Origin of the sequence: Streptomyces asoensis, assembly GCF_016860545.1 — a bacterium.
Taxonomy (GTDB): domain Bacteria; phylum Actinomycetota; class Actinomycetes; order Streptomycetales; family Streptomycetaceae; genus Streptomyces; species Streptomyces asoensis.
Genome location: NZ_BNEB01000002.1, coordinates 1,324,912 through 1,336,688, shown reverse-complemented (window position 1 = coordinate 1,336,688; position 11,777 = coordinate 1,324,912). Strand labels below are relative to the sequence as shown.

Below are 11,777 nucleotides of genomic sequence, written 5' to 3'. Positions count from 1 at the left end.
CCCGGCGGCCGGGTACCCGGCGGGGCCGAGCGACCCATACGGACGAGCGAAGCCGTCCGTAAGGGGGGCGCCGGCCCGGTACCCGCCTGTGGCCTATGCAGTCGGGCGCGGGCGGGCGGCGTCGAGGCCGTCGACGTGGGCCACGTTGCTCCGGTCCTCGGCGTCGCCGCCCGCGTCGGCGGCGAACCAGGCGTCGAGGATCTCCTTCAGCAGGGGCTCGGAGGTCAGGCGCAGGCTGAGGGCGAGGACGTTGGCGTCGTTCCAGCGGCGGGCGCCGTCGGCGGTGTAGGCGTCGGCGCACAGCGCGGCCCGGACACCGGGCACCTTGTTGGCGGCGATCGACGCGCCGGTGCCGGTCCAGCAGCACACCACCGCCTGCTCCGAGGTCCCGTCGGCCACGTCCCGGGCCGCCACCTCCGAGCACACCGCCCACCGGGGATCGTCGCCGGGCCGCAGCGCGCCGTGCGGCACCACGTCGTGACCGCGTCCGCGCAGCTCCGCGACGAGCGCGCGGGCCACTGGTTCGTCCATGTCCGAGGAGACGGAGATCCGCATGCCGGCGAGCCTACTGAGGAAACGGGCCGGGAGCACCGGGCGGTCAGGGGGTCGGGATGCCGGCCGGGCGGTGCGGGGGCGCGGGACGGTCGAAACGGACCGGGACGCCGGGCGAGTACAGGACGCTCACCGGTTCCGCAGCCGGCTTCGGCAGTCCCGCCGCCACCACGAGGTCCTCCTCGCACGTCACGAGTTCCGCCCGGTGCAGCGGCCAGCGCGGGTGGGCGTTGGGCAGGTACATCGGCCGGCCGAAGAAGGCGCTGTGCATGCCCCAGCGCGCGGTCAGGAAGTGCTCCAGCGCGTTGGGTTCACCGATCCGTCCGCCCACCCGCACGGTCAGCCGGCTGCGGGCCCCCCGCGGTCCGGGCCACCGGCGGCGGCTGGTGTACGTGACGGTGTCGCCGTCGGCTTCGATCGCCATCCGGGACCACACGTAGGGCAGCCGGAAGCCGATCCTGGCCACCGTCACCGGCAGCAGCCGGGAGGCGTCGAGCGAACGGAAGACCACCCCGCGGCGCCCTTGCGCGTCCACCGAGTAGAGGCGCACGTTCGTCTCGGGGAACGAGCCCAGGTAGGGAACGCCCGGGAGACGGAACCATCCGACGCGGTGCATCCGGAACGCGACCAGACCGACGTACGTCACCCCGTCGAGGGTGTCCGGGACGGTTCCCGGCGGCAGCAGACCGGCCACCTCGGCGGGGTCCGCCGCCCAGTGCACGAAGGCGAGGTCGAGCCAGGACTGGGTCAGCAGGGGACGCGCGATGAGGTCCGGCGCGTCGGGCGTGATGGGATCCGGAACCATGGCCTGCGGCTGCGGTGTCGGCACCGGGCCAGTATCACAGGGCCGGTGCCCGCACCGACATGCCGGGGGCCTGTGGCCGTGGCCACGTCGCTCGCGGCGCTGCGGCCGTGTCGCCGGACGGGGGGCCGCGGGCTGTGGTTCCGGCGGTTCCCCGCAGGCCCGTCGCCCGCCCCGTCTCCCCGCGAACCCCCGGACGGCCCCGTGCCCGCGGACGGACACGACCGCCCGAGCGGGCGCGCCCGCGGGGCCCGTCGGGGTCGTCTTCGTGAGCGGGCGCCACGTCCGTACCCGTGACCACGGCCGTCCCGGCGCGGATACTGCCGGGAGCAGCTTTACCGCACGGTCCGTACGGACGCCGTCGCTGACTGGCCCGCCCCGCCCCGGGTTGCGAAAATCGGGGGGAGGGCACATCCGCCGGCCCCACCTGGAGGTACCGATGAAGATGCTGATCAACGTCCCCGAGTCCGTGGTCGCGGACGCGCTGCGCGGAATGGCCGCCGCCCATCCCGAGCTGACCGTCGACGTCGAGAACCGGGTGATCTTGCGGCGGGACGCTCCAGTGGCCGGAAAGGTGGCCCTGGTGTCCGGTGGCGGTTCGGGGCACGAGCCGCTGCACGGCGGGTTCGTCGGACCCGGCATGCTCTCGGCCGCCTGCCCCGGCGAGGTGTTCACCTCACCCGTACCGGATCAGATGCTGCGGGCCGCGGCGGCCGTGGACAGCGGGGCGGGCGTGCTGTTCATCGTCAAGAACTACACGGGCGACGTGCTCAACTTCGACATGGCGGCCGAGCTGGCCGAGGACGAGGGCATCCAGGTCGCCAAGGTCCTGGTCGACGACGACGTCGCCGTGACGGACAGCCTCTACACGGCCGGCCGGCGCGGTACGGGCGCCACGCTGTTCGTGGAGAAGATCGCGGGAGCGGCGGCCGAGGAAGGACAGCCGCTGGAACGGGTGGAGGCGCTGGCCCGGCAGGTCAACGAGAGCTCCCGGAGCTTCGGCGTGGCGCTCAGCGCGTGCACGACCCCCGCCAAGGGCAGCCCGACCTTCGACCTGCCCTCCGGCGAGCTGGAGCTGGGCGTCGGCATCCACGGCGAACCGGGACGTGAGCGGCGGGCGATGATGACCTCCGGGGAGATCGCCGACTTCGCGGTCCACGCGATCCTGGACGACATGACACCGCGCAATCCCGTCCTGGTCCTGGTCAACGGCATGGGCGCGACACCGCTGCTGGAGCTCTACGGCTTCAACGCCGAGGTGCAGCGTGTGCTGTCGCAGCGCGGGGTCGCCGTCGCGCGCACCCTCGTCGGCAACTACGTGACGTCCCTCGACATGGCCGGCGCCTCGGTGACCCTGTGCCAGGTGGACGAGGAACTGCTGCGCCTGTGGGACGCGCCGGTGCGGACCGCGGGACTGCGCTGGGGCGTGTGAGGGACCGGCGGCGCCCCGGGCGACGCCGCAACCGTGACACGGACTGGGACAGGCGCTCCGAACGTACCGACCAGGCAAGGAGATCCAGTGCTCGACGCCGAATTCTTCCGTCGTTGGATGACCGCGACGGCCGCGTCCGTCGACCGCGAGGCGGACCGGCTCACGGCCCTCGACTCACCCATCGGGGACGCGGATCACGGCAGCAACCTGCGGCGGGGCTTCACCGCGGTGCGGGCGGCTCTGGAGAAGGAGGACCCCGGGACGCCCGGCGCCGTGCTGGTGCTCGCGGGACGCCAGCTCATATCGACGGTCGGCGGTGCCTCGGGTCCGCTGTACGGCACGCTGCTGCGCCGCACGGGGAAGGATCTCGGGGACGCGGCCGAGGTCGACGAGACGCGGTTCGCCGAGGCGCTGCGCGTGGGCGTCGACGCGGTGATGCAGCTCGGCGGCGCGGCACCCGGCGACAAGACCATGATCGACGCGCTGGTGCCGGCCGTCGACGCCCTCTCCGCCGGTTTCGAAGCCGCCCGCTCCGCCGCCGAGCAGGGCGCGGAGGCGACGACACCGTTGCAGGCGCGCAAGGGCCGGGCCAGTTACCTCGGCGAACGCAGTATCGGGCACCAGGATCCGGGTGCCACCTCGGCGGCGCTGCTGATCGCCGCGCTCATCGACGCCGGCGCCGACACCGCCGGGGAGTGAGGCACTCATGAGCGACGAGAAGCTGGTGGGAATCGTGCTGGTGTCGCACAGCGCGGCGGTCGCCGAGGCCGTGGCGGACCTGGCGCGGGGGCTCGTGGGCGGCGGCCCGGTCGTGCCGGTCGCCCCGGCGGGCGGTACGCAGGGCGGTGGGCTGGGCACGAGCGCCGAGCTGATCACCGCCGCGGCGGCCTCCGTGGACCGGGGTGCCGGGGTCGTGCTCCTCGCCGATCTGGGCAGCGCCGTCCTCACGGTGAAGGCGCTGCTCGCGGAGGGCGACGAGCTGCCCGACGGCGCCCGTCTGGTGGACGCCCCGTTCGTCGAGGGCGCGGTGGCCGCGGTGGTGACGGCGGCCACCGGCGCCGACCTCGACGCGGTCCAGGCGGCGGCCGCGGAGGCTTACGACTACCGAAAGGTGTGAGGCGGCGAGGACGGCGTCGCCCGGGCCGCGGGCCGGTCCGGGCGACGCCGTCCTCGCGGGAGACACCGTCCTTCCGGGCCACGCCGTGCGCCCAGGGGACGGCGTCCGTCCAGGGGACGGCGTCCGTCCGAGGGACGTCCCAAAGGGCCTAGTCGCCCGTGTCCGTGGCGTCGTCCGGTTCGTCCTCGGTCTCCGGGGCCGCCGGGGCGTCCTGGTCGTCGCGGGTGCCGTCGTCGCCGGTGGCCGCCTGGTCCGTCCCCGGGTCCGGCGCTTCGACGGGGGTCCGGGCGTCCTCGGGGACGGCGGCGCCGCTGTCCCCGGTACCGGTCCCGCCCTCGGCCCGCGGCGGCTCGGTGAGCCCGTTCGGCGCCCATTCGTCCGCCGGCGCCTGCGGGGGCCGGGTCTCCTGCTTCGTGGCGCGCACGAACTGCTTGGCGAGGCGTTCGCCGACCTCCACCGCCGAGGCGTGGCTCTCGATGGGGGTCGCGCGGGAGTTCTTGAAGACGATGTACGTGACGCCGGACGGGGTTCCGCCGCCGCGCGGGTCGGGCCGGATGCCCAGCGCCTTGGCGGTGGCGTACGACGCCTCGCCGATGATCCCGGTCGGTCCCGTGTCGCCGACGACCGCGTACTGCACCCGGTCCCGGTAGACCACGGCCGCGACCGATCCGCCGTGCACCCCGTGGTCACGGTGGTCCCAGATGTCGCTGACCCCGGGCACCACGATGTACGGCAGGGTCTCGGCGCTCAGATAGCGGCCGTCGGACTGCTGGTACGCCGTCGCGCCGGAGAACAGCGGGTCGGTGCGGCTGTTGCACTCCACGCCCGGGCGGCCGTCGCAGTCGATGTCCATGTCGGCCTTCCAGAACACCGCCCCGTCGGTGCCGCAGACCGGGATGGTGGCGGGCGTGCCGTCGTCGGCCCGGTAGCGGCCGCGGGACACCTCGGTGCAGTCACGGACCCGGGCCAGCAGGTCGGCGGCGCGGACCGAACCCTCCCGCCGGGGTGCCGCGGCCCCGGCGGCTCCCACGGACGGGTGCGGGGCTGCGAGTGGGGCGGTCGGGGCCAGCAGGGCAAGGCCGGCCGCGGCCAGCGTCAGCGACTGGGCGCGCACGATACGGACCTCTCGTGGGGGACATGGGCAGACACTCTGGACAATCTGGTGTCGGACGCACTCCCGGGCCACTTCGGAAGGGGCCGTACGGAGCACCGGGTCCCGCGTACGGGGCACGCGTTCGGGACGGCTCCGCGGCCTGCCCGCCGGTGCGGCCACCGCGGCGGGACGACGGCCGGCTGCGAGCGGCTCCGTGGGGCCGGACGAGGTCGTCGGCGGGGCGGGGCCGGACGGGGGTCGTCGGCGGGGCGGGGCCGGGGGCCCCGAGGACCGGTCCGGCCCGGGACCCCCGGCCGCTCGTCGGCGCGGGATCAGCGACGACAGCGGTCCGCGCCACCGGCTCGAACTCGCGCTCACGTGAGGCGAGTTCGGCCGCGAGGACCTTCAGCATACGTAACCGTCCGGCACGGACGCCCGGGCCCCGGCCGCCCTCTTGATGTGTGCGTGACACCGCGGCATATTGGTCCGGACCATTGCCGCCGTGCCGGGCCGGGAGGCGAAGCCGTGCGACGCGTTGTGCTGCGGTGGGTGCTGTGCGGGCTGGTGGCCGCGCTGTGCACCGGGTGTCCGAGCGGCGGGAGCCGGGACGAGGGGCGGGCGCCCGGCGCGCCTGCCGGGGTCACCGCCCGGGCCGGGAGCGCGACGAGCGTGCACGTCATGTGGAACGCGGTCGCCGCGGACCCGGCGGTCGGCGCGTACGAGGTCTACCGGGGGACCGAGAAGGCCGGGGAGGTGCCCGGCACCGCGCACATGCTGGACGTGGTCCGTCTCGCGCCGTCGACGGCCTACGTCTTCACCGTGCGGGCCCGGGACGGCGACGGACGGCTCGGACCGCCCAGCCGCGAGGCGCGGGCCACGACACCGGCGGCCGCCGCCGCGGACCGCTCGCCCCCGACCCCGCCGGGCTCCGTCACCGGCCGGGCGGTCGGGAGCCGCGCCGTACAACTGTCCTGGTCGGCGTCCACGGACGACCGCGCGGTGGTGTCGTACGACGTCTGGCAGAGCGGCGTGCGCATCCACAGCGTCGGCGGGAACCAGACGGCGACGGTCGTGACCGGGCTGCGCCCGGGCGTCCGCTACGCGTTCACCGTGCGGGCCCGGGACGCGGCCGACAACGTCTCGCCCGCCGGTCCGCCCGTCCGCCTGACCACCGCCCGGGGCGGCGACGAGGGGGCGGGCACCGCGCCCACCGGCTTCCGGGCGGTCACCCGCCTCGCCGACGGGGCGTACTACATCGACCTGTCGTGGGGTGCGCCCCAGGTGGACGGCGTCGTCACCGAGTACCAGATCCAGCTCGACGGAGCACCGGCCACCTCCCTGGTCTGGGGCGCCACCCCGCCCAGCGGGAAGGCGGTGTACAGCTTCTACGTGGGGCGGGAGAAGGGCGCCGTCCACCGCGTGCGGCTGCGCGCCCGGCTCCCGGACGGCACCTGGGGCGCGTTGTCGGCCGAACGAACGGTGACGACGGGACCCGGCGCGGGCACCGCCGCGGGCACCGGCACCGGGGGGTGAGATCCAGGTCCTGGTCCCGTCTCCAGGACCGGGCCGCCCGCCGGACCCGCCGGGGGCCGTCCGGAGGAACGTGTCACCTGGTCGGGGGCGGTCCGCGTGCGGCGCGGGGCCGGGACGCGTTGGCTGCCCCTGAGGCAGCACGGGCGTACCCGACCTTCGGCGGCGCAAGGGATGTACCGCCAACCGTGCCGCCGCCGGAGGACATGCGATGCGCACTTCCCGTTCCCTCGTCCGCTCAGGACTGACCGTGACGGCCGCCGCCCTGCCGCTCGCCCTCGCCGTCCAGCCCGCGGTGGCCCGGACCTCGGGCATCTCCGTGAGCACGACCGGCTCCACCGTCTCGGTCGTGACCAGCGCATGCACCCAGATCAACGGCAGCTGGGGCACGGCGGCACTGCTCAACAGCGGTCAGGCGAGCTTCGCCCAGGGGCGCCAGGTCGCCCTCTCGGGCACGGCCGCGAGCCAGTCGGCCGCCTGGTCCGGGGTCTCCCCGGGCACGTACACCGTCGTCGTCATGTGCTCCAACGGCAGCACGGCGGGCACGCAGTCGGTGATCGTCTCCACCCCGGTCGCCCCGACGCCCACGCCGACCCCGACGGCCTCGCCCTCGCGGGGTGTCATGGGCGGCCTCGGCGGCGCGGCCCGCGACTACGGGCCCGTCGCCATGGGCGTGGGCGGGGCGCTGGTCGGGGCGGGCGTCATCGCGGCGGCCTGGTTCCTGCGCCGCCGCTCCAAGCCGTACCGGCTCTGACCGGCGGCGGCACTCGACGGGGACAGACGCGGCCCGCGGCACGCTCGGGACACGACGACCGGGGCCGGTGACGGTCGCCGCGCCGCCCCGGTGATCCCGGCGGGCCCAGCGGACCCGGCGATCCCGGCGATCCGGCGGACCCTGCGAACCCAGCGGACCCGGCGATCCGGCGGACCCGGCGGACCCGGCGGTCACAGCGGCCGGTCCCGCACCGCCGGGGCCGGCCGGCCTCAGCCGGCCTGCTCCGTGTCCCCCGGGCCGTCCGTGCCCTCCGTGTCCTCCGGCACCACGGGCAGGTCCCGGAGCGCCTCGGCGAGCCACTGCGTCCAGAAGGTCTCCAGCTCGATGCCCGCACGCAGCACCAGGTGCTGGAGCCTGGCCTGCGCGCTGTCCTCGCCGGGCGGGAAGTCGCGCTTCTCGATCTCCTCGTACTCGGCCAGCTGCCGCCGGTGCAGGTCGAGATGGCGCCGCAGGTCGGCCTCCAGACCCGCCGTGCCGACGACGGCCGCGGCGCGCAGCCGCAGCAGCATGGCGTCGCGGTGCGGCTTGGGGTCCTGGGCGGCCGCCGTCCACCGGGCGAGTTCGGCCCGTCCCGCGGGCAGCACCTCGTAGGCCTTCTTCTGCCCGCGGGCCGGGGCGTCCGTCGGCAGCGCCCGGATGTGGCCCCCGGACTCCAGCCGCCCCAGCTCGCGGTAGATCTGCTGGTGCGTCGCCGACCAGAAGTAGCCGATCGACCTGTCGAACCGGCGGGTCAGATCCAGCCCCGACGAGGGCCTCTCGAGCAGGGCGGTGAGGATCGCGTGCGGGAGTGACATGGAGTCATCCTAGGGACGGGCCGGTACGGCCCTACAGTGCCGCCGCCAGTTCGGTGCCCTGCTGGACGGCGCGCTTGGCGTCCAGTTCGGCGGCCACGTCGGCACCCCCGATGAGGTGCGCCTTGACGCCGTCGGCGAGCAGCTCCTCGTAGAGGTCCCGGCGGGGGTCCTGACCCGTGCAGAGCACGATGGTGTCGACCTCCAGGACCGTGCTGTGCTCACCGACGGTGAGGTGCAGCCCGGCGTCGTCGATGCGGTCGTAGCGCACGCCCGGGACCATCGTCACGCCCCGGTGCTTGAGTTCGGTGCGGTGGATCCAGCCGGTGGTCTTGCCGAGGCCCGCGCCGACCTTGCCGGTCTTGCGCTGGAGGAGGTGGACGGTGCGCGGCGGGGCGGAGCGCTCGGGGGCGGCGAGCCCGCCGGGTCCCCGGTAGTCCATGTCGACGCCCCACTGGCGGAAGTAGGCCGCCGGGTCCTCGCTCGCGCCGTCGCCGCTGTCGGTGAGGAACTCGGCGACGTCGAAGCCGATGCCCCCGGCGCCGAGGATCGCGACCCGGTCACCGACGGGCGCGCCGTCGCGCAGGACGTCGAGGTAGCCGACGACGCTCGGGTGGTCGACGCCGGGGATGTCGGGGGTGCGGGGGCTGACGCCGGTGGCGACCACGACCTCGTCGTAGCCGGCCACGTCCGCGGCGGCCACGGGCGTGTTCAGCCGTACGTCCACGCCGTGCGCGTCGAGCTGGTGGCGGAAGTAGCGCAGCGTCTCGTCGAACTCCTGCTTGCCGGGCACCTTGCGGGCGACGTTGAGCTGGCCGCCGATCTCGCCCGCCGCGTCGAAGAGGGTGACGTCGTGGCCGCGTTCGGCCGCGCTGACGGCGCAGGCGAGGCCCGCGGGGCCGGCGCCCACGACCGCGACGCGCTTGCGCCGCCGGGTCGGCGAGAGGACCAGCTCGGTCTCGTGGCAGGCACGCGGGTTGACGAGGCAGGAGGTGATCCGGCCGCTGAAGGTGTGGTCGAGGCAGGCCTGGTTGCAGCCGATGCAGGTGTTGATGGCCTCGGGACGGCCCGCCGCGGCCTTGGCCACGAAATCGGGGTCGGCGAGCATCGGGCGGGCCATCGACACCATGTCCGCGCAGCCGTCGGCGAGGAGCTGCTCGGCGACCTCGGGGGTGTTGATGCGGTTGGTGGTGACCAGCGGCACGGACACCGCGCCCATGAGTTTCCTGGTCACCCAGGTGTACGCGCCCCGGGGCACGGAGGTCGCGATGGTGGGGATGCGGGCCTCGTGCCAGCCGATGCCGGTGTTGATGATGGTGGCGCCGGCCTCCTCGACGGCCCGGGCGAGGGCGACGACCTCGTCGAGGGTCGAGCCGCCGGGCACCAGGTCCAGCATGGACAGCCGGTAGATGACGATGAAGTCCTCGCCGACCGCCTCGCGCACCCGGCGCACGATCTCCAGGGGGAAGCGCGTGCGGTTCTCGTACGAGCCGCCCCAGCGGTCCTCGCGATGATTGGTGTGGGCCGCGATGAACTCGTTGATGAGATAGCCCTCGGAGCCCATGATCTCGACGCCGTCGTAGCCGGCCTGCCGGGCGAGGCGGGCGGCCCTGGCGTAGTCGTCGATGGTCCGCTCGATGTCGGCGTCGGTGAGCTCGCGCGGCACGAAGGGGCTGATCGGCGCCTGGAGGGCACTGGGGGCGACCAGGTCCGGGTGGTAGGCGTACCGGCCGAAGTGCAGGATCTGCATCGCGATGCGGCCGCCCTCGCGGTGCACGGCCTCGGTGATCGCGCGGTGCTGCTCGGCCTCCGCGTCCGTGGTGAGCTTGGCGCCGCCCTCGCCGGGCCGCCCCTCGTCGTTGGGGGCGATGCCGCCGGTGACGATGAGGCCCACTCCCCCGCGTGCGCGGGCGGCGTAGAACGCGGCCATGCGCTCGAAGCCGCGCTCGGCCTCCTCCAGGCCGACGTGCATCGAGCCCATCAGGACGCGGTTGGGCAGGGTGGTGAAGCCCAGGTCGAGCGGGCTCAGCAGGTGCGGGTATCGGCTCATGACAGCCCTCCGTGCGCGGTGTCTTCCCTCCAGTTCTAGAGGACCGCGCACGGGTTATGCAACTAGTTGCACAATGGGGCCGGGCTCATGTGCCGCAGGTCACCGGCGGGACGGGCTCACCGGCTCTCCAGCAGGACGTGCAGCTCGCGCTCCTGGTCCCCGGAGGCCGAGGAGAGGTCGCGCACCTCGAAGACCGAGTCCAGCGTCGCGCGCAGCCGCTCGATGGCCCAGTAGCCGCCCTGGGCGTCGGCCTCGACCGAGGACGACAGCCGGGCCGGCCGGGCGCACTCGTGCGCCTCGGTGACCTCGAAGGTGCCCATCCACACCATCGGGCGGCTCTCGTGGAGCTGCTGCGGCACCTCGTCGCTGCCGCGGTCGGACTCGAAGCACTCGTTGAGCATGTCGAACACGATCCGGGCGTCCTCCTTGCTGCATCCGCTGATCTCGACGGAGACGGACTCCTCGTGCGGTCGCTCGCGATCCATCGTGCTCGCTCCTCTCGTGGCTGCGGCGCGGAGGTGCGGGTTCCCCGCGAACCGCGCCACATCCCCAGAAAAGCACCACTTCCCGAGCGGGACCAACGGCGGACGGGACCGGCCAGGGGAGCCGTTTCGCCTCCCGGGGCCGGCCCCGAGGTCCCGCCGGCCGCTCAGCTCCGGGTGAAGCGGTAGGTCTTGCTGTCGGTCAGCACGCAGAAGCCGGGCGACACGACGATCACCCGCAGGGTGCCCGAGCGGCGGTCGTAGTCGATGCCCTCCGCCTCGAACGTGCCCGAGCAGGAGCTGCGCAGCGGCAGCTGGCGCAGGGCGGTGACATGGCCGGTGACGTCGGAGGTGCCGTTCGGCGCGGCGGACAGGTCGATCCGCAACAGCGGCTTGGTGATGCCGAAGAGGGTACCGGCCGGGTCGTCCGAGGAGCACAGCAGGGTCGTCGGGCCGGTGAAGTCGCAGCCCTGGACGTCCCGTACGGCGTGGTCGAGGCGGACGGTGGAGACCTGCGGCAGGTTGGCCGAGGGCGAGGTGGCGGGGTTGGCGCCGGGGGTCGGGAAGACCAGGAACCGGGTCATGGTGCCCCACTCGCCCGACAGCATCCACTGGCTGTCCGGGGTGATCGCGTCCCAGGAGTTGTTCAGCGCCTCCCCCGGGGCGAGCGCGTGCACGTACTCGGACCAGGCGCCGCCGGGCGCCTGCACGCGGTACAGCTTCGCGTTGTTGGAGTCGCTCTGGTACGGCTCCACGTAATAGCCGTCGTAGGACGCGTCCGGGTCGCCGACGTGGTTCCAGCCGCGCACCGACAGGGACAGCGGGATGGTGCCGATGCCGGTGTAGCGGTTGCCGCTGCCCGCGGGGACCTCGACCGAGGCCAGGCCCTGGCTCTCGGTCAGCGGGTCGGCGCGGTCGGAGCCGACCTCCGTCCAGGTGTCGGCGGCCGCGGCGGGCGGCGCCGCGGAGAGCGTGGTGACCGTCGCGGCGGCCAGCGCGAAGAGGACGGCGCCGGTGGCGCGGACGGCGCCGGCCGTGGTGCGACGGCGGCGGGCGGGACGCAGGGGCATGGGACTCCTCGTCGAGGGGGGGTGGGCGCACTCGGCGGACAGTCTGGCCTCGCCTGGTGGTCATGTACAGACCAATCTCATGG

The 11,777-nt window shown here is 74.5% G+C and carries 11 protein-coding genes and 1 pseudogene; 5 read left to right on the top strand and 7 right to left on the bottom strand.

The features are described 5' to 3' along the window. Positions 1–93: 93 nt before the first annotated feature. On the bottom strand, positions 94–555 hold the full coding sequence (locus Saso_RS08970) for an RpiB/LacA/LacB family sugar-phosphate isomerase (protein ID WP_189922469.1): 462 nt from the start codon (positions 553–555) through the stop codon (positions 94–96). A gap of 43 nt (positions 556–598) precedes the next feature. Beyond that, on the bottom strand, positions 599–1,357 hold the full coding sequence (locus Saso_RS08965) for a YqjF family protein (RefSeq protein ID WP_189922850.1): 759 nt from the start codon (positions 1,355–1,357) through the stop codon (positions 599–601). Positions 1,358–1,793: 436 nt separating this feature from the next. On the opposite strand from Saso_RS08965, the gene dhaK reads away from it, so the two are divergent. The 3 genes from dhaK to Saso_RS08950 all read left to right on the top strand — a co-directional run bounded on the left by dhaK (position 1,794) and on the right by Saso_RS08950 (position 3,903). Continuing rightward, the gene (gene dhaK / locus Saso_RS08960; protein WP_189922471.1) at positions 1,794–2,786 is read left to right on the top strand and encodes a dihydroxyacetone kinase subunit DhaK; all 993 of its coding nucleotides are present in this window, start codon (positions 1,794–1,796) and stop codon (positions 2,784–2,786) included. A gap of 87 nt (positions 2,787–2,873) precedes the next feature. Beyond that, positions 2,874–3,485: a dihydroxyacetone kinase subunit DhaL gene (dhaL, locus tag Saso_RS08955; RefSeq protein WP_189922473.1), complete on the top strand. Its 612-nt coding sequence runs from the start codon at positions 2,874–2,876 to the stop codon at positions 3,483–3,485. Between the two features lie 7 nt (positions 3,486–3,492). Next, positions 3,493–3,903 (top strand): PTS-dependent dihydroxyacetone kinase phosphotransferase subunit DhaM, encoded by a 411-nt coding sequence (locus Saso_RS08950; RefSeq protein ID WP_189922475.1) that lies wholly within the window; start codon positions 3,493–3,495, stop codon positions 3,901–3,903. 418 nt (positions 3,904–4,321) lie between these two features. Here the strand turns inward: Saso_RS08950 and Saso_RS08945 are convergent. Beyond that, positions 4,322–5,017: pseudogene (locus Saso_RS08945) on the bottom strand (glycoside hydrolase family 75 protein); the annotation flags it as partial. Positions 5,018–5,521: 504 nt separating this feature from the next. On the opposite strand from Saso_RS08945, the gene Saso_RS08940 reads away from it, so the two are divergent. Both Saso_RS08940 and Saso_RS08935 read left to right on the top strand, forming a co-directional pair. Continuing rightward, the gene (locus tag Saso_RS08940) at positions 5,522–6,529 is read left to right on the top strand and encodes a fibronectin type III domain-containing protein (protein ID WP_189922478.1); all 1,008 of its coding nucleotides are present in this window, start codon (positions 5,522–5,524) and stop codon (positions 6,527–6,529) included. A 208-nt stretch (positions 6,530–6,737) separates the two neighbouring features. Next, a complete protein-coding gene (locus tag Saso_RS08935; protein ID WP_189922480.1) occupies positions 6,738–7,280 on the top strand; it encodes a hypothetical protein in 543 nt (180 codons plus the stop codon). Between the two features lie 230 nt (positions 7,281–7,510). Here Saso_RS08935 and Saso_RS08930 read toward each other — a convergent pair whose 3' ends face one another. From Saso_RS08930 to Saso_RS08915, 4 genes are all read right to left on the bottom strand, one after another. After that, positions 7,511–8,095: a PadR family transcriptional regulator gene (locus tag Saso_RS08930; protein ID WP_189922482.1), complete on the bottom strand. Its 585-nt coding sequence runs from the start codon at positions 8,093–8,095 to the stop codon at positions 7,511–7,513. Between the two features lie 31 nt (positions 8,096–8,126). Continuing rightward, positions 8,127–10,142 (bottom strand): FAD-dependent oxidoreductase, encoded by a 2,016-nt coding sequence (locus Saso_RS08925; RefSeq protein ID WP_189922484.1) that lies wholly within the window; start codon positions 10,140–10,142, stop codon positions 8,127–8,129. Between the two features lie 116 nt (positions 10,143–10,258). After that, positions 10,259–10,627 carry a hypothetical protein gene (locus Saso_RS08920; protein WP_189922486.1) on the bottom strand — a complete coding sequence of 123 codons (369 nt, stop codon included), beginning with the start codon at positions 10,625–10,627 and terminating at the stop codon, positions 10,259–10,261. A gap of 164 nt (positions 10,628–10,791) precedes the next feature. Further along, positions 10,792–11,694 carry a hypothetical protein gene (locus Saso_RS08915; protein ID WP_189922488.1) on the bottom strand — a complete coding sequence of 301 codons (903 nt, stop codon included), beginning with the start codon at positions 11,692–11,694 and terminating at the stop codon, positions 10,792–10,794. Positions 11,695–11,777 lie beyond the last annotated feature (83 nt).

Coding starts and splice junctions, on each gene's coding strand:
- Saso_RS08970 (WP_189922469.1), bottom strand. CDS start 555: ATGCGGATCTCCGTCTCCTCGGACATGGACGAACCAGTGGCCCGCGCG.
- Saso_RS08930 (WP_189922482.1), bottom strand. CDS start 8,095: ATGTCACTCCCGCACGCGATCCTCACCGCCCTGCTCGAGAGGCCCTCG.
- Saso_RS08965 (WP_189922850.1), bottom strand. CDS start 1,357: ATGGTTCCGGATCCCATCACGCCCGACGCGCCGGACCTCATCGCGCGT.
- Saso_RS08915 (WP_189922488.1), bottom strand. CDS start 11,694: ATGCCCCTGCGTCCCGCCCGCCGCCGTCGCACCACGGCCGGCGCCGTC.
- Saso_RS08935 (WP_189922480.1), top strand. CDS start 6,738: ATGCGCACTTCCCGTTCCCTCGTCCGCTCAGGACTGACCGTGACGGCC.
- Saso_RS08920 (WP_189922486.1), bottom strand. CDS start 10,627: ATGGATCGCGAGCGACCGCACGAGGAGTCCGTCTCCGTCGAGATCAGC.
- Saso_RS08950 (WP_189922475.1), top strand. CDS start 3,493: ATGAGCGACGAGAAGCTGGTGGGAATCGTGCTGGTGTCGCACAGCGCG.
- dhaK (WP_189922471.1), top strand. CDS start 1,794: ATGAAGATGCTGATCAACGTCCCCGAGTCCGTGGTCGCGGACGCGCTG.
- Saso_RS08925 (WP_189922484.1), bottom strand. CDS start 10,142: ATGAGCCGATACCCGCACCTGCTGAGCCCGCTCGACCTGGGCTTCACC.